21 protein-coding genes and 2 pseudogenes are annotated in these 20452 nt (G+C 59.3%); 17 read left to right on the top strand and 6 right to left on the bottom strand.

All coding sequences use genetic code 11. The annotated features are described in order from the left end of the window. Positions 1-81: 81 nt before the first annotated feature. Both CVS30_RS16880 and CVS30_RS16875 read left to right on the top strand, forming a co-directional pair. Positions 82-639, top strand: a pseudogene (locus CVS30_RS16880) (formylglycine-generating enzyme family protein); the annotation flags it as partial. 63 nt (positions 640-702) lie between these two features. Next, a complete protein-coding gene (locus CVS30_RS16875) occupies positions 703-1254 on the top strand; it encodes a GNAT family N-acetyltransferase (RefSeq protein ID WP_110486716.1) in 552 nt (183 codons plus the stop codon). 6 nt (positions 1255-1260) lie between these two features. On the opposite strand, the gene CVS30_RS16870 is transcribed toward CVS30_RS16875, so the two are convergent. The 3 genes from CVS30_RS16870 to CVS30_RS16860 all read right to left on the bottom strand — a co-directional run bounded on the left by CVS30_RS16870 (position 1261) and on the right by CVS30_RS16860 (position 3267). Further along, a complete protein-coding gene (locus CVS30_RS16870) occupies positions 1261-1776 on the bottom strand; it encodes a hypothetical protein (RefSeq protein ID WP_146233439.1) in 516 nt (171 codons plus the stop codon). Between the two features lie 17 nt (positions 1777-1793). Further along, a complete protein-coding gene (locus CVS30_RS16865; protein WP_110486714.1) occupies positions 1794-2171 on the bottom strand; it encodes a PadR family transcriptional regulator in 378 nt (125 codons plus the stop codon). A 64-nt stretch (positions 2172-2235) separates the two neighbouring features. Further along, positions 2236-3267, bottom strand: a complete 1032-nt coding sequence (locus CVS30_RS16860; RefSeq protein WP_181419850.1) for an Lrp/AsnC family transcriptional regulator — start codon at positions 3265-3267, stop codon at positions 2236-2238. Between the two features lie 209 nt (positions 3268-3476). Between CVS30_RS16860 and CVS30_RS16855 the strand changes: the two genes are divergently transcribed. The 3 genes from CVS30_RS16855 (at position 3477) to CVS30_RS16845 (ending at position 6121) form a co-directional block, all read left to right on the top strand. Beyond that, entirely contained in the window at positions 3477-4709 is a 1233-nt protein-coding gene (locus CVS30_RS16855; protein ID WP_110486712.1) for a M20 metallopeptidase family protein, read from the top strand. A 67-nt stretch (positions 4710-4776) separates the two neighbouring features. Further along, positions 4777-5709, top strand: a complete 933-nt coding sequence (locus CVS30_RS16850; RefSeq protein WP_110486711.1) for an ABC transporter substrate-binding protein — start codon at positions 4777-4779, stop codon at positions 5707-5709. A 103-nt stretch (positions 5710-5812) separates the two neighbouring features. Beyond that, complete coding sequence (locus CVS30_RS16845; protein WP_110486710.1) at positions 5813-6121, top strand: antibiotic biosynthesis monooxygenase family protein; 309 nt, start codon at positions 5813-5815, stop codon at positions 6119-6121. Positions 6122-6160: 39 nt separating this feature from the next. Here CVS30_RS16845 and CVS30_RS16840 read toward each other — a convergent pair whose 3' ends face one another. After that, complete coding sequence (locus tag CVS30_RS16840; RefSeq protein WP_110486709.1) at positions 6161-6715, bottom strand: cysteine hydrolase family protein; 555 nt, start codon at positions 6713-6715, stop codon at positions 6161-6163. A 127-nt stretch (positions 6716-6842) separates the two neighbouring features. Beyond that, entirely contained in the window at positions 6843-7406 is a 564-nt protein-coding gene (locus tag CVS30_RS16835; protein ID WP_110486708.1) for a helix-turn-helix transcriptional regulator, read from the bottom strand. Positions 7407-7453: 47 nt separating this feature from the next. Between CVS30_RS16835 and CVS30_RS16830 the strand changes: the two genes are divergently transcribed. From CVS30_RS16830 to CVS30_RS16775, 12 genes and pseudogenes are all read left to right on the top strand, one after another. Then, positions 7454-8290: a class I SAM-dependent methyltransferase gene (locus CVS30_RS16830; RefSeq protein ID WP_110486707.1), complete on the top strand. Its 837-nt coding sequence runs from the start codon at positions 7454-7456 to the stop codon at positions 8288-8290. 99 nt (positions 8291-8389) lie between these two features. Then, positions 8390-8857: a DUF1990 domain-containing protein gene (locus CVS30_RS16825; RefSeq protein ID WP_110486706.1), complete on the top strand. Its 468-nt coding sequence runs from the start codon at positions 8390-8392 to the stop codon at positions 8855-8857. Positions 8858-8968: 111 nt separating this feature from the next. Next, positions 8969-9670 carry a YceI family protein gene (locus CVS30_RS16820; RefSeq protein WP_110486705.1) on the top strand — a complete coding sequence of 234 codons (702 nt, stop codon included), beginning with the start codon at positions 8969-8971 and terminating at the stop codon, positions 9668-9670. A 174-nt stretch (positions 9671-9844) separates the two neighbouring features. Continuing rightward, positions 9845-10654, top strand: coding sequence for a metal-dependent hydrolase (locus tag CVS30_RS16815; protein ID WP_110486704.1), 810 nt, complete (start codon positions 9845-9847; stop codon positions 10652-10654). 72 nt (positions 10655-10726) lie between these two features. Next, a complete protein-coding gene (locus tag CVS30_RS16810) occupies positions 10727-11344 on the top strand; it encodes a phosphoribosylanthranilate isomerase (protein ID WP_110486703.1) in 618 nt (205 codons plus the stop codon). Between the two features lie 167 nt (positions 11345-11511). Next, positions 11512-12678 carry an ROK family transcriptional regulator gene (locus CVS30_RS16805; RefSeq protein ID WP_181419849.1) on the top strand — a complete coding sequence of 389 codons (1167 nt, stop codon included), beginning with the start codon at positions 11512-11514 and terminating at the stop codon, positions 12676-12678. Positions 12679-12785: 107 nt separating this feature from the next. After that, positions 12786-13661: an ABC transporter permease gene (locus CVS30_RS16800; protein ID WP_245934664.1), complete on the top strand. Its 876-nt coding sequence runs from the start codon at positions 12786-12788 to the stop codon at positions 13659-13661. A gap of 11 nt (positions 13662-13672) precedes the next feature. Further along, positions 13673-14470, top strand: a complete 798-nt coding sequence (locus CVS30_RS16795) for an ABC transporter ATP-binding protein (protein WP_110486701.1) — start codon at positions 13673-13675, stop codon at positions 14468-14470. A gap of 73 nt (positions 14471-14543) precedes the next feature. Beyond that, the gene (locus CVS30_RS16790; protein WP_110486700.1) at positions 14544-15563 is read left to right on the top strand and encodes an aliphatic sulfonate ABC transporter substrate-binding protein; all 1020 of its coding nucleotides are present in this window, start codon (positions 14544-14546) and stop codon (positions 15561-15563) included. Continuing rightward, the gene (locus tag CVS30_RS16785; protein WP_370801197.1) at positions 15529-17085 is read left to right on the top strand and encodes a sulfatase family protein; all 1557 of its coding nucleotides are present in this window, start codon (positions 15529-15531) and stop codon (positions 17083-17085) included. The genes CVS30_RS16790 and CVS30_RS16785 overlap by 35 nt, the downstream gene beginning before the upstream one ends. Positions 17086-17162: 77 nt before the next feature. Then, entirely contained in the window at positions 17163-18131 is a 969-nt protein-coding gene (locus CVS30_RS16780; protein WP_110486698.1) for a glycoside hydrolase family 20 zincin-like fold domain-containing protein, read from the top strand. Between the two features lie 18 nt (positions 18132-18149). After that, positions 18150-19646: pseudogene (locus CVS30_RS16775) on the top strand (family 20 glycosylhydrolase); the annotation flags it as partial. A 112-nt stretch (positions 19647-19758) separates the two neighbouring features. Here the strand turns inward: CVS30_RS16775 and CVS30_RS16770 are convergent. Continuing rightward, a complete protein-coding gene (locus CVS30_RS16770; protein WP_110486696.1) occupies positions 19759-20391 on the bottom strand; it encodes a LysE family transporter in 633 nt (210 codons plus the stop codon). Between the last annotated feature and the right edge of the window lie 61 nt (positions 20392-20452).

The following is a 20452-nucleotide window of genomic DNA, read 5'->3' as shown; positions in this document are numbered from 1 at the left end:
GTTTCCTGGTTCTCGCCCTACGCGATCGAGCCGATTTGCTCTGTCACCGTGGTACCGCTCCAGCCTGACACGTAGGGAGACGCCGTCGACTTTTGCAATGCGGCATCCTTACAGGACGGGCTGGAGCCGAGCTACACGATGGATGCCGGTGAAGTTCTCTGGTGGACTCACCGATCCGGATACCGTTTGCCCACCGAAGCAGAATGGGAATATGCCTGCCGGGCCGGCAGCCAAGGGCCACACTACGGAGCCTTAGGCGCCATCGCATGGACGGCCAACGACCAGCTTGAGTCACCTCAGGACGTGGGATTGAAGCTGCCCAACGACTTTGGGCTCTTTGACACGCTCGGAAATGCTTGGGAATGGTGCTGGGACCACCTTGATCCGGCCCGCTATGGAGACTACCGAGTCTTCCGCGGCGGCGGATTTGCCGATAAGCACTGGAGTGTTCGTGCATCAACAAGGCGCGGAGGCGCACCCGGAATGTGTCATCCCGACGTTGGCTTCCGCCTCGCTCGGGGTGGATTCAAGACTCCCGATGCTGCCCAGGGATGGTCAGCGCGGGAGGATCGAGACCGCGGCAGCATGAGCGGAATGCTGCCGTCGGGCTGGACACCTCGGGACCACCCCGATCGCTGAACACCCGCTAGGTGCTTGGACGTTAGGCTGGATTATCCACCCACGACTGAAATGAAGTGAATCATGCGTGCACCGACCACGTACCCTGCCGGCCCTCGGATAGCATTCCGAGAATTTACGCCCTCAGATACGGCAGCCGTTCACGAATACGCTTCGGATCCAGAGGTCACTCGTTGGTCAACTTGGGGCCCCAACACCGTGGAGCAAACGGCCGCGTTCGTGGAGCACGCGGCGCAGGCTCAGCTGCAGCCCGAAAGATCGGCCTACTCCTTAGCGGCCATCGTGGATCAGCAACTCATTGCGTCGGTGGGTATTTGGGTCACCGATCCGCACGACCGCAACGGCGAGCTGGGATATACCGTCCACCGCGCTCACTGGGGACAAGGTTATGCCTCGGAAGCAGTCCAGCAGCTTCTGAGAATTGGCTTTGACACGCTTGGGCTGGAACGCATCACCGCTACCTGCCATCCCGAAAATGCAGCCTCGGTCCGGGTGTTGGAAAAGAATCGGTTCACCCTGGAAGGGCGTTTGCGCGCCCACCGGATCGCTCACGGAACTCGCCGTGACTCGCTACTCTTTTCGATTCTGCGCGAGGAATTCCGCGAAGCGAGCTGACCCGGCTTAGCGCCGAAAGACGCGCCAGGATCTACTGCCGAGCACAAAGGCCACCATGGTCAGGGCTAAGGGAACCCACCACGCGGCCGCATCGAACCAGCCAACCCCAATCCCGGTATTGTCCGAGAATGCCATGACGTTCACAAAGAGGAAGTGGGAATGGAACTCGCCGCCCACTTGCGAGACGACAGAATACATCCCGAGGACGTACGTGAAAAAGAACAGCCAATAGCTGACAAGGACTCCTGTGGCGACCATTAAACCGCCTGACCACAGCGGGCGAGAGTGGTCGGCATCTTCCACATAACTTTTGGCGAGGACACCTGGCTTCCCCAATCCAGCAAGCACGGCCTTGAGACTGGTCGTTTCGGCCTCTGTATCGATGCAGTCTCGTAAGTCTGCAAGGATGCGTTTGCGCTGTCGACCGGGCACTCGACCGTCGAGGTTGAGATCGACCCCAAAGAGGTACCACTCTCGGCCTACGGCGTGCCGCAATCCCCATCGCGGTGTTGATTTCCTCATGCTCCGAGATTCCACAGTCATAACGTCTTTCCCCCAATTTGTTGTGCCCCTACAGCCGTAGCTAGAGACAAGCCTCGCGCCGCTGCTGCGGCAATGGCGTTCCATGCTCGCTCAGCGTCCACGCGGGCTGTTTCTCCAGTGGACGTGAGTGCATAGTATTTTCGTGTCGGTCCAGCATCGGATTTCTGGAGGTAGCTGGATATCCAGTCGTCCCGTTCAAATCTGCTCAGAACTGGATAGACCGCCCCGGTTGCCAAGCCCGACAAGCCAAGGGATCTCAGGCGTTCGACCAGCTCGTATCCGTAGGACGGCTGCTCTTGCAACAAGACCAAGATGAGCATGGGAAGTACTCCCCTCAACAATTGAGGGTCGTGAGAGGGTGCTGGTTCGTCCATACCGCTATGCTGCCATAACTATTAGTCGGCAGCAACTAGTGAGGCGTGGGTGAGTCGCGGCCGGCTACCAAGGAGAAATGGGAACGATTCCGATGCGCCGACCCTCAAGGTCGCAGAGATGACCCATGCGCTTGGGGGTACTCAGAGCTACCATTCTGTCCACAACCGTAAGGCTGGGCATGGTGCCGCGTGTTTCCGCTTCGAGGCGCTGCACACTTCCCAAATCATGAACCCAGAAGGTTGCATAGATATTGGCCGTTCCGGTGACTGCGGCAACGAAGCGGCACTCTGGCCACGTGGATAAGGTCTGGCAAATACTATCGAGGTCTTCCCCTGGGGCTTGGGCTAGGAGTGATGCCTGGATGGGCCAACCCGCCAGTGAATGCGCTATTTCGCAGCGGAAGGTCACAATTCCGGAGGAGATCAGGCGCGTGACCCGGCGTCGCGCTGTGGCGGTGCTCGCCCCTGTGAGGGATGCCAATTCAGCCCAGCTCAATCGGCCATCATGAACCAGATGATCTAGTAGTGCGCGATCAAGATCGTCGAGGCCGATGGCATGGTGGGACTTCTTGAGCGACATCGTGCCGCCGTTGAGGACACTTAATTGTCCTTTGTCTAAGGATCGCAGTCTCCAGCGACTGCTTTCCAAATACAGGGCCGTGGTGAGCAGGATGTCCACGGAGTTAATGCCGGGAATATCAAAGACTTTGTCGGTGAGAAATTGGTCCAGTTCCCTGAGGTCGTGCGTGAGAACGTCAACGTTGAGATCGTGCCCACCGGTCGCCACCTCAATCGTGGCGACCTCGGACCACTGTGCCAGATCGTCAACGACGCGCTTGCGAGCATTCGGCTCCACGCGAATCATGATGTAGGAGATGCAGCGGCTCCGGCCAAACTCCGGGCCGGGCGCGGCCGCAACCCAGGCCAGCCCCGCGGCGGAAAGTCTCTCCCAGCGGCGAGCCAAGGTTGTTGCCGTGGTCCCCAAAGGCTTCGCTAATTCGACCCAGCTTGCCCGCGGACGAAGCTGCAAGGCATTGACGAGCGCCAAATCAAGTTCACTCAAAGTGATGGAATCTGACAAAGAATCATTGTTCATGCTCGTTTCTTTCAGTTTTTGCGATTCCATACGCCAAGTATCACATAATTGAGACACTCCCCACTGGAAATCGTGAAATGATTCAGCTATGCGACATCCACGGTACGAGGATGCAGCATAGTCCGGTGATGTGTTGGGTGGAGCGGTATTTAGGGTCCCTGCCCACAATCACCCTTCGAATGAAAGTAAACGTTGAAACGATGGAAACTATGACAGGTTCAGCCTCCCTGGAAACACCCAGCACACAAGCATTGGCCGCAACCATGGCCGATGAGCTCGCAACGCTCCGTCGTGAATTGCATCAGATCCCTGAACTGGGCAATGATCTGCCCTTGACTCAGCAAAGGCTGCTGGCAGCGTTGGCTGATCTCGATCTCGAAATAACCCTTGGAAAGCAGCTTTCTTCCATCACGGCCGTTCTCCGCGGCGAAGGAACCCATGCCTCAGGCATCAAGCCCGTAGTGCTGCTGCGCGGAGACATGGACGCCCTGCCCGTGGCCGAAGCAAATGATCTCGACTACAAGTCCACCCATGAGGGACTCATGCATGCGTGTGGTCACGACCTCCACATGGCGGGGTTGGTAGGTGCCGCCAGAATCCTTCATGCGCGCAAGGCTGATCTGGCCGGTGATGTGGTCTTCATGTTCCAGCCCGGCGAGGAAAGCCCCGGCGGTGCTGAGCCCATGATCGCCGAAGGAGTTCTGGACGCCGCTGGACGCCGCGCCGACGCAGCCTTTGGTCTTCACGTCTTCTCGACGGGACAACCCCAAGGTGTTTGGTACGGGCGTCAGGGCTCACAAATGGCGGCCGCCGATGAACTCCACGTGCGCTTCAAGGGAGTGGGCGGTCACGGGTCCCAACCGCACGAGGCCAAAGACCCGATCCCTGCGCTGTGTGAGGCAGTCACGGCTCTTCAGACCATGGTCACCCGGGCCTTCGACGTCTTTGACCCGGTAGTTGTCACGGTAGGGAAGATTGCCGGCGGAACGCGGGACAACATCATTCCGGATGACGCGACCTTCGACGCCACCGTGCGAAGCTTCAGCGCCAAGTCCCGCAGCTCTATCCAAGAGAAGAGCGTCCGCCTCGTTCAAGGGATTGCCGAGGCTCACGGCCTCGAAGCCAGCGTCGAGTACACCGAGTTGTACCCCGTCCTGGTCAACGAAGAATCGGCGTATGAGTTGGCTCGGCAGACCGTCGTGGACATGTTTGGCGAGGATCGTTATAGCGAAATGCAGTTCCCTCTGCCGGGCTCCGAAGACTTTGCCTTCATCGCCGAGGAAGTCCCCAGCAGCTTCTTGTTCCTCAGCGCCTGTGTGGACAACACCGCCACGAACCTTGGAAACAATCACTCGGCCCATGCACTCTTTGACGACTCCGTGCTTCCCGACGCGGCGGCATGGCTGGCTGAAGTAGCTATCCGCCGCATCAACCACGGCTAGCCACCAGCACTGAGCATCTGCTCCTGATATTTCTCTGCACAACCTAAAAACTGAAAGTAACCACCTCATGTTTGTAAAAGCACAGAACTCCCTGAAAATCACGGCGGCTGTTGCAGCCGGATTGATCGCGCTCACCGGATGCACCACCGCATCACAGGACACCGCAGAAAACCAGCCCGCAGGCGCCTCCGCCTTCGATCTGAGCACTGTGGCAAAGGATGACGCCCTGGCAGCGGAAGTTCCGGCTGCCATTAGCTCCAAGGGAACTTTGATTGTCGGCTCGGATACGACGTACGCACCCGCTGAATTCTTGGGCGGCAACGACGGCCAAACGCCTATGGGCTACGACGTTGATATGGCCAAGGCCATCGGAGCTACCTTGGGTCTTAAAGTTGAGGTCAAGACAGCTGACTTCACCGGGATCATCCCCTCCCTTGGCCCCAAGTACGATTTGGGCATCTCCTCCTTCTTCATCACCGAGGAACGCAGCAAGGCAGCTACCTTTGTGAGCTACTTCCAGGCCGGAACCCAGTGGGTCACCCAAAAGGGCAACCCGAAGAGCATCGACCTTGAAGATCTCTGCGGCAAGACCGTCGGAGTGCAGACGGGCACCTTCCAAGAAGACCCCGATATTTCAGGACGCAGCGCCAAGTGTGTTTCCGAAGGCAAGAGCGCCATCAACGTGGTGTCTTTGAAGAAGCAGACCGACGTCACAACCCGCCTGGTCAACGGTGGTCTGGACGCCATGGCTGCCGGTTCCATCACCACGGCATATGCCATCACCCAGACCGAAGGTTCACTTGAAACCATCGGCACGCTCTACGGCGCTTCACCCCTGGGCATTGCCGTGGACAAGAATGATACGAAGCTCGCCGACGTCGTCGCTAAGGCCGTCAACAAGCTCATCGCCGATGGCAGCTACAAGAAGATTCTCGACACCTGGGGCAACGGTGACGGAGCTATCGCCAAGGCCGAAGTTAACCCCGCCGTTGACAAGTAAGCATCTTTAAGAAAGAGGAGCGCCAAGCGAGCAACGCGTGGCGCTCCTCTTTCGCTAGTTGCCCGTGGCTTAGGCCCGATGCATGCTATGACAGGATGAATACATGATTACCGAACACGCCATTTTGCCCGTCATCGCCGGCCGAGAAAGTGACTTCGAAGCGGCCTTTGACACGGCCCGGCACATCATTTCCGCAATACCTGGTTTCCGTGGACTGACGCTCTCGCGTTCCATCGAGTCCCCCAGCGAGTACCTGCTTCTGGTGGACTGGGACACACTCGAGGACCATACGATTGGCTTCCGCACCTCAGAGAGCTACCAACAGTGGAAAGCGCTACTGCATGAGTTTTACGAACCGTTTCCGGTCGTAGAACATTTTGATCAAGTCTCCGAGGTCCCTCCCACCGCCTGAGGAGTGCCGAGTCGCTGAGCCCACCGTCCGACGTCGGACTTAATGGGGAAATTGCACCTCGGCGGTGGCCACGACTGCCGCCGTACGTCCCGGGGCGCGCTGGAATTGCCAGTACAGATTGGTATGCGCGACGACGTCGGGCACGGCCGGAGCGCCCCATTGGCTTTTGTCCGAGGCCGTGTGGGCGTCGCTGACCAGGGTGACGTCGTAGCCGCGTGTGAAGGCGCCGTGGATGGTGGAGCGAATGCAGGCGTCGGTCTCCGCGCCGGCCACGACGAGATGGCCAATGTTGTTTTGCGCCAGGACGGCTTCCAGATCCGTGTCCTCAAACGCGTCGCCATAGTTCTTGTGAACGAGCGCCTCGGAGTCACGGCGGGGCAGTTCCGGAACGTACTCCCAGCCCGGGGAGCCCTTGGGGAGTTCGGGATCGGAGTGCTGGACCCAGATGACGGCGGTGTCGCTTTCTCGGGCAGCGGCCACGAGCGTTTGAATGTTCGCCACTATGGGGGCCGGTTCGTGGGATTCGGCCATGACGTCGTTTTGAACATCGACGATCAAGAGAGCCGTTTGTGAACGGTTGGGCAGGCTTGTCATAGTAATCCTCACAATCGGGGCAGAAGAATTGCCGTACCGAGACTACGCCAGCTTGTCGGCCTCGGCCAGTGTTGCGGCGGCTTGGTCTACCGCGCCACGAGTTCCAGCCCAGAAATCCTTGGCCGGTTTAGGCCCCGTGAAGGTGAGCCTGGCCGCCGTCGTGGTTGAAGATGGTGAGAATTTCCACCGGCCCGAGATGGGCGCAGATGGCATGCGGGGTCATCGTGGAGAACTCCGCGACCTCGCCCGGGTGCACCAGGATGGTCTGCTCCCCCAATTCCAGCCGGACAATGCCGGAGAGCACCGTGAACCAGTCGCGTCCGGCATGCACGCCACGTTCTCCTGGCCGGCCGGGGGTGATCCGCATTTTGGCAACCGTCTTGCCATGGATGCCATCGGCGCTCGAGAGCACCCAGGTTGTCAGCCCCGGCGCATGGGACGGGAGCGGCCGAATCACCACATCGTCCTGCCCCGCCTGCTCCACGAGCGCATCCAGGGTGGTGTCGAAGGCGCGTGCGATCAGCAGCAACTGGTCCAAGGCCATTCTGCGGTGCCCACTTTCGATCCTGCTCAAGGTCGAGGCGCTGAGCTGGCACCGGGCAGCAAGATTCTCCAGTGACCAGCCCCGCGCGAGCCGCAGGCTCCGGATCCGCTGGCGAATTACGGCGTCGACATCATTTTCTTGCGTCATACGCAAAAGTCTATGCACTTTGCGCACAGAATGGATAGCGTTGCCCTATGACTCACCATGCACATCATCAGGACCATAGCCACTCTCACGCCGGCCACGTCGAATTGGCGGAAACACTCCGGCTTGACGCGCTTCTGCTCGGCGCCTATCTCGATGAGGCCAGCGAGTGGGCTGCCGGGTTCATCGCCGCGCCGGCGACAGTTGTTGATCTCGGCGCGGGCTCGGGCGCTGGAACGGTGGCCCTGGCCCGGCGTTTCCCGCACGCGGACATCATGGCGCTCGACAGGTCCCCCGGCATGCTTGCCGAGGTCGCCCTCGCCGCCGCCCAGCACGGCATCCAGAATCGCGTCACCACCCTCGAAGCAGATCTCGAGCAGGGACTGCCTGCGAGCGCTTCTGCAGATCTCATGTGGGCTTCGTCGTTCGTGCATGAATTGAAAGATCCCGAGGGGGCTTTGCGACAGATGCATGACACCTTGCGTCCGGGCGGGGTTCTGATCGTGATCGAGATGGATAGCCTTCCGACCTTCTTGCCTGCGAGCGCCTTGTCGGGTGTGGAGTCGCGGTTGCATGAGGGGTTGGCGCATCTGGGGTGGAATGCGCATCCTGATTGGAGCGAGGCTTTGTTGGGTGCGGGCTTTGTTTCGGTTGAGCGTCGCCTCTTCCCGTCAGTCGGGTCATTGGAAAGTTCGACGGCGTCTCTCACCTCTCGCTATGCCCGCGCCTTCCTGAGCCGGATGCGTGAGGCGACGGGCTCGTCGCTTTCCCCTGCAGATCAGGCTTCTCTTGAAAAGTTGCTAGGTCATGGTCCTGGGTCTGTGGAGCAGCGCCCTGATCTTCAGTTGCGGGGCAGCCGTACCGGATGGGCTGCGCTCAAGGCGTAGCTCTCTCGCTCTGTGAGCTCTTTCCCTCTCGGGGCTAGCCTGTCGCCTCTATTAGGCTGAGTGCATGATGGCTGTGCAACGCAAGCCTGTCGCGTGACGATGCCGGAGAGTCACGAGTGGACTCATAGTCCCTCTGGCTTTCACCGTTCCGAGGTGTCTGCGTCACTGGGGAGCGGTGAAGCCCTATGGCGTCGGGCCGTCTCTGACGTTCTCCGTTGGAAGGTGAAGACCAGGAGTGGTTTTCGTGTGGATTCGAACAACCCAGTGCGGCAGGGGCAAAGTGTTATCGTCACGGTGAGCGCCCTAGGCTTCACGGTTGTGGAGCCCGTTGAGGTGGTGAGTGTTGTCAGCCTCCCTGACAGGGTTGGCTTTGCTTATAGGACGTTACCGGGACATCCGGTGAACGGCGAAGAGGCGTTTATCGTCCATAGGCGCGGCGGTGAGGTCTTCTTGACTATCCGTGCTCTCACTCGGTCAGCACCTGAGCAGCCGTGGCGGCTTCTCTTCCCGGCTTTGTCGCTGATGCAGCGAGTGGTTCGTCAGCGGTATCTACGCTCGCTGTCCTAGTGTGTGCTTATCTAGCGCCTGACTACCCGGAGTACTGAAGGTAATCCTCAGCTTCCCTTCAGTCAGCGCTGTCATAGTTCCTAGAAAGGTCTTAGCAGCGAGGGGAAAAACATGCGCAAGAAATTAGTCACCATCGTGGCCGTACTCGTCATCATTATTGGTGGCATCTGGGGTGGCAGTGCCATCTATGCGAGTAAAGAGAATAGCAAGGCACCGACGGCCTTGTCCCTCTCTACACCTACAGCTGCTACGGCTACCGAGGGTGCGAGCAGTGGCGCAACACCAGGAGTATCCGACAGCGGAAGCCTTGAGGGTGACTGGAGCATTGTTCAGGGTTCTCAGGCCGGATACCGAGTGGCCGAAGTGCTCAATGGCCAAAACGTCACGGTCGTGGGCCGTACCGAGAGTGTTGAGGGCAGCGTGACCATCGCAGACAGCAAGCTCACCGCCGCGCAGGTGAGCGTTGACCTGACAGGGGTTGCCACCGATAACGGAAGCCGGGACAGTCAGTTCTTGAGCATTCTCAAGACGGCGGAGTTCCCCAGCGCAACCTTCACGCTGAGCGCACCGGTCGACATAGCAGCCATCAAGGCCGGCGTGGCGAGCGTCAAGGCCGTTGGTGACCTCACGATTGCCGGGACTACCAAGTCCGTCACGGTCGATCTGAAGGCCCAGAGCACCGGCAGCGGAGTCGAGGTTCAAGGCTCTATCCCCGTCACCTTCAGCGATTACGGCATTGCAGCGCCTGATCTAGGCTTCGTCAAGGTCGAGCCCGCCGGAAGCGTCGAGATGCTGCTGAAGCTGAGTAAATAAGGCAAAATCCCACTCGTTCTCAAATTAGAATTTATGTTCTATTTCGAGAACGAGTGGGCTGCGTCACCTGGTTTCGAAAATGTCTCCGGGTAGGCATAGTGTTGACCCAGCAGGTTTTGTCCACGTATCGCGGGATCAGAACGAAGTCCCGAGAATGCAAGGACGTAACCCCTCATGATGGGTGCCCATCACGCCGCCAGCGGAGCAGCCGTTTGGCTAGCCCTGACAACCCAGCTCGACGTCGGACTAGCTCCCCTTGCGCAGCACATCCCCGCCATGCCGGATCATCTAACTCTCGGCATGGGGCTTATGGACGTCTCCCCTGCGGGAGTCGTTGCCGGAGCGCTCGTTGCCGCCGGGGCCGCGCTCGTGCCCGACGCCGATCATCGCCACGCGACCATCGCCCACTCCCTGCCGCCCCTTTCGAATGTCCTCTGCATTCAGATCGGAAAACTCTCCGGCGGACATCGGCACGGCACGCACTCCCTTCTGGGATTAGCTGTCTTCGTGGCCATCGCCGCGCTCGCAGGAATGTGGCAGCTCGAGCTCAGTGGTTTTGGTACCGTCTACCCGGGCGCTGGAATCCTCGCCGTACTCCTGGCATCCTTTGCTGCGAAGTCTCTGAAGATCATTCCCGATACCATGCAAAAATTCCCGTGGCTCGTCGGGTTAGCCGTTGGCGCCTTTGTCGCCTTCTATGCACCTCAGGAACCCTACTGGTTCCCCCTGACCATGGCATTGGGCGTGGCCACGCATATCGCCGGCGATATGCTGACCACCGGAGGTTGCAACCTCCTATGGCCACTGCGCATCCGGCCGCCGCGCTTGCTACAGAAGCTGCCTCTCGTGAAAAAATTCTGGCGCCCCAATGGCAATATCGCCATCCCCATCCTGGGCAATGCCGGCTCGGTGCGCGAATGGCTCCTACTGGTACCTCTGAGCGGATACGTCATCTGGGCCATCGCCGACGCCATCTTTGCCTAAGCGTCGCCCGCTAACTGTTAATATTGCCCTTGTGGAGCAACTACCATCCCGTCCGGAAGAGAAGTGGAAGCCATGAACGCCCGCTACGTGAAGATTTGCGGATTACAAACCGCTGAGACGGTCACCGCAACGGTTGCGGCCGGCGCCGACGCCCTAGGCTTTGTCTTCGCTCCGGGTAGTCCGCGCACTGTCACGGCCGAAACGGTCGCGACTCTCACGGCTCTGGTGCCCTCTGGTATTGAAACGGTCGGCGTCTTTCGCAACCAGCCCATCGCCGAAGTCATGGCGATCGCAGCGGCAGCCAAGGTCAGTACCGTCCAACTGCACGGCAACGAAAGCTTGACGGAGATGCAGCAGCTCAAGGATGCCGGATTCCAAACTCTCCGCGCTTTCTCGATTGATGCTTACGCGGCACTCAGTACCGCCGAACGCAAGCAGTGGGATCAAGAACGGCTGCTGCTAGATGCCGTCGAACCAGGTGCCGGGGTCACCTTTGACGCGAGCACACTCACGGGCGGATGGCCCAGTGGCTTCTGGCTCCTCGCTGGCGGGCTCAACCCAGAGAATGTCGCTGAACTGATGACAGAACTTCATCCCCACGGCGTCGATGTCTCCAGTGGCGTTGAATCGACCCGGGGAATCAAGGATATTGCGCTGATCCAAGACTTTATTCGCGCCGCCCGAGGCTAACGCAGCGTGCAACGCCGACTTTAAACCGCCTGTCGTCCAGAGCTTTTTCGCCACTATGCCCTTATGATAATAGTGTTTACATAAGTGGGTCGGTAGCGTCTCAACAGTTACGTACCCGCAGGAAAACCTCAAGGTCGAGTTGGCCTTCAAAGAAAGTGGTGGGGGACGTGCTTACGCCCGATGATAGCGCCTTACAGGCAGTTCGACGCCGACATGAACTCCGAGTTCTTGAGTCCCTCGTTGCCCATGGGCAACGAACTAGGCGCGAGCTAGAAGACGACACGAAACTCTCCAGAACGACACTGTCGGCCATCGTTGGCGAATTGCGGGACCGCGGAGTCATTACCGACACCGAGCAGGCCGTGACGCCTACCGGACGTCATGGGCGGCCTACCAAAGTGCTCTCGCTCAATCCCAACGCCGGAGCCGCCGTTGGCATCGAACTGGGCCGACGTCGCATCAGCATTTCCGTCAAGGGCTTTGACGGGTCCCCGCTGACGACCGAACTGCAGGAGATTGCCTCCTCACTCGGCTTGGAGGCCAAGGTGAGACTGGCTGTCGACATGGTGCGCCAGCTCATCGACGACGGACGCATCAAGCCCGAAGCGATTATTGGCACCGGCATCGGCATCGCAAGTCGTCACGCGAATCCGCTCTCTCTCGCCGATGGCGCCCAGCATCAGCTCGACCCGCAAGGCGCCACACTGGATGCCTTGCGCGCCATCCTGCCAGGACCCCTACTGTGGGATAACAATATTCGCCTAGCCGCCATGGCTTATGGCAAAGACAGCGAAGACCTGCTGTATATCGTGCTCTCGGCGGGTGTTAGCGCGGCAAGCGTCAGCCACGGAACCCTCCTGCGCGGTGGTAATGGTATGGCCGGAGAACTCGGACATATCAGCGTCGACTTCGCCGGCCCCCAATGCTGGTGCGGACGGCACGGCTGCCTAGAAAGCTACCTCAACGAGGCCAATGTCCTCGCAGAGGCAGCCCATCGGGGGCAGTCGTTCGCCTCGATAGCCGCACTCGCTCAGGCGGCAACAATAGGTAATGGGATCGCACTGAACATTATTGACTGGGCAGGCGAACTTCTGGCCCGGGCCGTCGTTGGCGCCACCGTACTTCTCGATCCCAGTCGCATCGTCATCGCCGGAGAACTCTCCCAATTTGGCGAGCCACTGCTTGCGCCCCTGCGACGGGCACTCGCCGAGCAACATCTCGACCTGGGAGCGCGAGTTGTCACCATCAGCGCGGCGCCGTTCGCCCCTACAGCCGGAAGCGACGGAGCCGCGCATCTAGCACTGAGCCATTGGGCTCTGGACCAAGGGCACTAGCCGCCATGCGCCGCAACGAGCGGCAATAAATAGACCGGTAACGTCATGCAAGGTCTATTTATGTAAATAGCGTTGACACTATGTGATTGCTGTCATATCTTTGAGCTATGGCCGAAAAAGACACCATCATCTCGCCCCGCAATCCGCCTCCTGGGGCCGCCATTTCCACGGCAACCTCAGCTACCTCACGCTCCGCGAATTCCGCAAAAAACAAGGAAACTCGCTCCCGTAAGCTCAGCCGCAAGGCCATGTTGACCATCAACTTTGGATCAGTCGCGGCCGGACTCATCCTGTGGGCCATCTTGGCCGCCACGGGATTAGTTGGACTCCCTGGCCCTCTTGAAGTTCTCGCTCGCGGCGGAGAACTTCTCGCCGACGGCACACTGGCCGAAGACACTGGCGCATCGCTCCTGCGTGTCTTGAGCGGTTTCCTCCTCGGCAGCGCCTTGGCTGTCCCCGTCGGATTCCTCATGGGCTGGTACCACGTTGGTCGGGCCATCATTGAACCGTGGGTTCAGTTCTTCCGCACCATTCCCCCGCTGGCACTACTGCCGTTGGTCATGGTCACGATGGGCATCGGTGAAACGCCGAAAATCTTCGTTATCTTCCTGGCCGCATTCCTCTCCTGCGTCATCTCCACCTATCAGGGAGTGGTCAGCGTTGACAACACCCTGATCAACGCGGCCCGGGTCCTGGGCGCCAACAACTACGTCATCTTCATGCGCGTTGTTGTCCCGGCCTCCTCACCATTCATCCTCGTCGGTATGCGCATTGGCCTCGGCGCTGGCTGGGCCACCGTTGTCGCCGCAGAATTGCTCGCGGCCCCCAATGGTTTGGGTATGCGCATGCAACAGGCTCAGCAGTTCTACGACATGCCCACCATCCTCGTCAACGTGATTGTCATCGGTATCTTGGGTCTGCTCATGGACCGCCTCCTGCTGATGATCGAAGCTCACCTGACCCGCTGGCAAGAACGCCGCTAAGGACTTTTCTCATGACAAGCACCAATTCCCAAGCCATGATTCGTTTTGAAAACCTCCGCCAGGAATTCACCCTGACCGGGACCACCTTCACCGCTCTCGACGGCGTGAACCTGGACATTGCCGATGGTGAGTTTGTCACCGTCGTGGGCCCCTCGGGCTGTGGTAAATCCACGATGCTCAACGCTGCCGCGGGACTCCTGCAGCCCACCGGTGGACAGGTTCTTGTTGATGACCGCCCGGTTCAGGGCCCCAGCCCTCGCACGGGTGTCATCTTCCAGCAGTACGCCTTGTTCCCCTGGCTTACGGTGCGCAAGAATGTTGAGTTTGGTCTGGAGCTGAAGAAGGTTCCCGCCAGAGAACGCACAGCCATCGTTGACCACTACCTTGAACTGGTTGGCCTGACGCGCTTTGCCGAGGCCCTACCAAAGGAACTCTCGGGCGGCATGAAACAGCGGTGCGCGATTGCCCGTGCCTACGCCGTCAACCCCGAGATCCTTCTCATGGACGAGCCCTTCGGCGCCTTGGACGCCCTGACCCGCGTTCATATGCAAGAACAGCTCCTGGAAACCTGGAGCAAGGAACGGCGCACCGTCATGTTCGTCACCCACGACGTTGATGAGTCGGTCTTCCTCGCCTCACGAGTCATCGTCATGGCCGCCCGACCAGGGCGCATTTACAAGGAAATCAAGGTGGATCTTCCCTACCCGCGTACGGAAGAGATGCGCCTTTCTGAGGAGTTCGCCAAACTTCGCTCCGAAGTCTGGGCCGCGGTGTACCACCAGCCAGGTGTCGCCGAAGCCCATCAATAAGCTCCACGCACTGCTTTTCTCGCAAGAACTTTCCATCACTTCGTGCCTCGGCACACGTCTTCAGGAGGACCTCATGTCCGCATCATTCTCTCGTCGTAATATCTTGCAGCTCTCCATGGGCGCCGCTGCCATCTCTCTTCTGGCCGCCTGCGGTGCCAAAGACGACGCCGGCACCCCCGCCGGCGGTAAGGACCCCGTTGAGATCAAGGTTGGCTACATTGCCGACTACAACGGCGCGGCCCTCATGGCAGTTGCTGACCAGGAAGGTCTGTGGGCCAAGGCTGGTTTGAAGCCCAAGTACCTCCCCTTCACGAACGGCCCGCTCGCCATTCAGGCACTCGGCACAAACAACGTCGATGTTGCGTACATTGGCTCGGGCGCCCTGTGGCTTCCTGCCTCGGGTAAGGCCGAGATCTGGGCTGTGAACTCCGTGTCCAACGCGGACCGCATCATCGCTCAGGAAGGTATCACCTCGTTGGCTGGGCTCAAGGGCAAAAAGATTGCTGTTCCGACAGGTACCTCAGGAGATCAGCTCTTCACCTTGGCTCTGGAGAAAGACGGCCTGTCCCGCAGCGATTTTGAGGTCACCGCCATGGAACCGCCGGCCATCGTTGCCGCCTTCGCCGCCGGCCAGATCGACGGAGCAGCTCTCTGGTACCCGCTCATCGACAGCGCCAAGAAGGGCAAACCGAACCTGGTCGAGCTGTTCTCCAATGAAGATTTCATCGACAAGTTCACGTTCCCGTCCACCTTTGTTGCGAGCCCGGGACGTGCCGCCAAGGACAAAGAGCTGGCGACAAGCTTCATCTCGGTCATCAAGTCTGCCAATGATTACCGTTTGAAGAACCAGGACAAGACCATCGCCGCAACCGCTACCTTCCTCAAGCTCAAGGAAGAAGACATGGCCGCGCAGGCCAGCGTCGCCAAGCTCTTCAGCTCCGAGGAGCTCGCTAAGTTGTCCACGGATGGCACCGTCAACGTCTGGCTCAATGCCCTGCAGGAGCAGTTCAAGGCTGCCGATAAGATTCCGGCCGTGGTTGATCCCAAGACCTTCTACGATGCCGCTCTTTACGCAGAAACTCCGGCGGTCTAAGTTCTCCATGACGACTGCAACACACGCACAAAAGCGCCAAAATATGCTGTTCATCATGACAGATCAGCAGCGTATCGACACCCTCGGTTGCTATGGAAACACCTCTTTACATACGCCTAATCTTGATCGGTTGGCGGCGCGTGGCACCACCTTTGACCGGGCGTACACCCCGACGGCCATCTGTACGCCGGCCAGGGCTAGCTTGCTCACTGGCCTGCAACCGTTCGAGCACGGCCTGTTGGCTAACTACGAGTGGAACTCTGGGCATCGCGAGGAACTTCCTGATGGCTTGCCGACCTTCTCGGCAGCACTTCTGGAACAGGGATACCGGCTGGGCCATGTGGGCAAGTGGCATGTCGGGAAGGACCGCGGACCGGAACACTACGGCTTCGAGGGCATCCATCTTCCGGGCGCCTTGAATGTTTTCGATGATCCCGGCTATGAGGACTGGCTCAAGGCCAACGACTATCCCGACTTCCATATCTCCAATCCTGTGTACACAACGCGGGCAGACGGAAGCCAGGGGCATCTGATTGCCGGCGTCACGGATCAGCCAACGGAAGCGACATTTGAGGCGTTTTTGGCCGATCAAACCATCGCCAAGTTGCGGGAATTTGCGGCAGGGGCGTTGCAGGAGGATGACGGCACACCGTTCTTCCTCTCATGCCATATCTTCGGCCCACATTTGCCGTATTTGATCCCGCGACAGTGGTACGACATGGTGGATCCGTCCACCATTGAACTGCCCGGTTCCTTTGCCGAGACATTCCATGGCAAACCCATGGTGCAGCAGGCTTATGCCGAATACTGGTCGACGGATTGCTTCACGGTGGATGAATGGAAGAAGCTCACCGCGGTGTACTGGGGCTATGTCTCCATGATTGACCACGAAGTCGGACGAATCCTTGAGGTCATGGATGAACTGGGGCTTACGGATTCCACGGCCGTCATGTTTACCGCCGACCATGGCGAGTTTACCGGCGCTCATCGCCTCAACGACAAGGGCCCGGCGATGTACGAGGATATCTACCGAATCCCTGCCATCCTGGCACTTCCGGGTGAGCAGGAGCGTCGCGAGGACCGCTTCATCAGCCTGCTGGATTTCACGGCAACCTTCCATGACATCGCCGGGGCAGATGCCTCAGGTGTTCGGGGACGCAGTCTCGTGCCTCTGGCCCATGGCGAAGACGTTGAGGGGTGGCGCGAAGACATTCTCTGTGAATTCCACGGCCACCACTTCCCCTACGCGCAGCGCATGATTCGCAATAAGCAGGTCAAGTACATTGCTAACCCCGAGGGCATCGACGAGTTTTACGACATGATCGCCGATCCTGACGAGCTCACGAATGTCGTCAATGTGCCGTTTTATCGCGAACAAGTGCGGGATATGCGTCGGGCCATGTATCGCCAGCTCAACGAACGCGGAGACAAGTTCGCCCAGTGGCTGGCGTTTGCCGGAGACATTCCGGAAGACGAACGCGTTCGTCCGGTGACCGCCGTCGAACGTTTCATCACTCAATAGATAGGCCCCACGCTAGGTCAAGTTCAAAAACCCAACGGATGCCTCTTGCGGTCCACGAGAAGTAAGCGAGTAATCGATTGAAAGCATTAAAAAGAACGACGACGGCCGGGCTCGCCTGTGCCGCCGCGCTCAGTTTGTTTGCAGCGGTCTTACCCACAGCCTTCACAGCGCCGAGCGCCCAAGCGGCTCCGATTGTGGTCCCGACCCCGTCGCCAACCACTACACCCACCAATCTGGCCAAAACCGGCACAGCGACAGCCCATGGCGTGGAGGCTGCGCTGCCTGGCAATGTTCCCGCCAACGCCATAGACGGAAACACCGGCACCCGCTGGTCGTCGAGCGCTGGCGATCCCGGCTGGTTCCAGGTGCAATTAGCTGCTGCAGGACCGGTGGACCACGTGGTTATACAGTGGCCCGCCGGCGCTGCGCGCAACTACACCCTGCAGACCTCGGCGGATGGAAACACCTGGACCGATGTAAAGGTCATGACCAGCGGCGTTGGTCCGTCGCGCACGGATGAAATTTACCTTGGCTCGGCCAATGTGAAGTTCGTTCGAGCGCTCCTGGCCAAGCAATGGGCAACATTTGGGTACTCAATCTCAGAATTTGAAATCTACGATAAGCCTCAACCCGTAGTACCTGAGAAACTTTCACTTGTACCGCTTCCAGTCGAGTCGGCAAAGACTGATGGCGGAACTTTCCAGCTGACACCCTCGAGTCGAATTATTGCCACTGGCGAGGCACAAGCCGCGGCGAATTACTTCGCACAGAAGGCCCGCAAGAGCACTGGATTCAAGCTTCCTGTGACTAGTGGGAAGGCGACGGCTAACGATATTTCCTTCACCGTGGCCGCCGATAGTTCTGTGGCTAAACCGGAGAGCTACACGGTTCAGGTCGATGCCTTGGGCGCCAAAATTGCCGCGAATACTTCAGCCGGGGCCCTCAATGGCGCACAGACATTGCGCCAGCTGTTTCCGCAATGGATTGAATCGGACCACGTCATCAACACCTCGTGGACTCTGGATGGGGTGATGATCAACGACTAACCGCGTTATGAGTACCGTGGCATCCAGATCGACGTGGCCCGTTCTTTCTACACGGTGGATGAGATGAAGGAGCACATCGACAACGCAGCGCAGTTCAAGTTCAACATGCTGCACCTGCATCTGACGGATGATCAAGGATGGCGCATCGCCATGGATCAACCACTGGTCAATCCCTCAGGGATCAAGTACACAGACCTGACCGAGATTTCTGGCAAGACGGCCATGACCTATAACGATGCCGGAGTTCTCCAAGGCACAGAACTTGGACACACTGGTTTCTACACCAAGGCTGACTATCAGGAAATCGTCCGTTATGCCGGAGAGAACGGCATGGCAGTGGTTCCTGAGATTGACATGCCGGGGCACACCACAGCCGCGCTCCACGCCATTCCGCAGCTAAACTCTGCAGGTTCTGCACCCAAACCACTTTCGGGCACCGACACTGCCCCGGCCCAGGGATCTGGCAACGTGGGCGGGTCGACGTTCGACGCGGATAACCCCGCAACCTATGAGTTCACCAAAGAGGTCTTGACGCAGCTCGCCGCCATGACCCCCGGGCCATACCTGCACGTTGGCGGGGATGAATCGCATGTGACACCCCACGACAAGTACAACAAGATGATCACCGCATTTGCCGGGCAGGTGCTCGAGGTAGATAAGAAGGTCATTGGCTGGAACGAGTATTCCTCAGCCGCCCTGCCCGCAGGAGCAGTGGTTCAATACTGGGCTGGCAACCGCCAAACCGTTGCTAACCGAGTTCTCGCGAATGACTCGAAGGTCATTCTCTCCCCTGCCGAGAAGACCTATATTCCGCAGAAGCAAGAGTCCAGCCAAACAGCCGGCGGAACCTGGGCCTGCGGTGGCCCCTGCACCTTGAAAAACCACTACGAATGGGATCCGGCCAACTACCTGCCAGGTGTGGGCGATGATCGAGTGCTCGGCGTGGAAACTGTCCAGTGGGGCGAGTGGATCCGCGGTATGGATCAGACCGAAAGCTACCAGTACCCTCGGGCACTGGCCACGGCAGAGCTCGGCTGGTCCCCGCAGGCCAGCCGCAAATATGCTGATTTCAACCAACGAGTCGGAGCCCTCGGTGGTCGTATGGCCCTTGAAGGCCTGACGCATTTCAAGACCACCGGCATCAACTGGACAACAGCCTCGGCTGCCCCAGAAACGATCCCAGTACTGCCCGACACCTCGTCATTGCCGGAGGTCTCCCCCCTTGACCTAGCTCTTCCTGCGGGAGAGTTCACCGGCGGCGCGTACCTGACGCTGAAGAACCTGCCGGCCAATGAGTGGTTGCTCGTCGCTGTAGAAAGAGTTGGGAAGGCTCGTGGGAATGCCAACCGTTTTGAGTGGGTGCGCAGCAACGAGCTCGGCACCGCGCCCTTGAACGTGGCGAATGGCGTTACCCCCGGCGACTACAACGTGACCGTGCAAGGTGAGACAGGATCGCTGCTCGGCTTCGCCACCGTGGCTAAATCGTCTCCTGCCAACGGCAACGCGGGCAACTGACACCACGGCAGAGCTAAGCACCGGTAATGGTGCGTCAGAGGAAAGCCGGACACCCTGGAATGGGTGTCCGGCTTTCCTCTGAGCTGCCGCAGGACTTCCGCGATGGAGATGACTAATAGCTCAGGCTGGACGCGAGGGCCGCAAGGCCCAGCACGATCACCAAGGAGAAACCCGCGGTGCTGAGGCGATGCTGGGCTGCGACGGTGATCCTGCCCCGAAATAGTTGTCCAACGAACACCAAGCCCAGCTGCCACATCAGAGATGCCAGGGCCACACCCGCCACGAAGGCGGCGGTGCCGGTGAACGAACCCAGCGAACGCCCGAACCCTGTCAGCAGGGCGACAAAGTAAAGAAGCGTCGCCGGGTTAATGGCAGTTAACCCCGCGAAGAGCATGAATCGTCCAGCCCGCCCGCGTGGCTGCACCGTGGATTCGTCCTCCGAGAAGGATCTGGCGTTGTTCGCCTTGAATACTCCGACTCCGCCGAGCAGCACGAGGACAAGCCCACCAATAAGTCCAGGCCAGTCTCCCCATGAGGCGACAATGGGTGCCACCGCGAGCCCCAAGGCGACGGCGAGAATGCAGTAGATGGCATCCATTGTTGCCACGGCAGCTGCAGCGGGTGAAGCTTCCCTGAATCCCCATGCCATGCCTTCGCGAACTAAAAGAATGCCTATGGCCCCCAGGGGTGCGGCCAATCCCACCCCTGCCAAGAGTCCGGCTCCGAGCGCCACATATATTTCCATGCCTCCATGGTGTCTTCACCAACTCGCCAGGACCGAGAATATTGTGGTTTGACGGTTAGAA

The organism is Arthrobacter psychrolactophilus (genome assembly GCF_003219795.1).
Lineage (GTDB): Bacteria > Actinomycetota > Actinomycetes > Actinomycetales > Micrococcaceae > Specibacter > Specibacter psychrolactophilus.
This window is presented reverse-complemented; position numbering and strand designations above follow the sequence as displayed.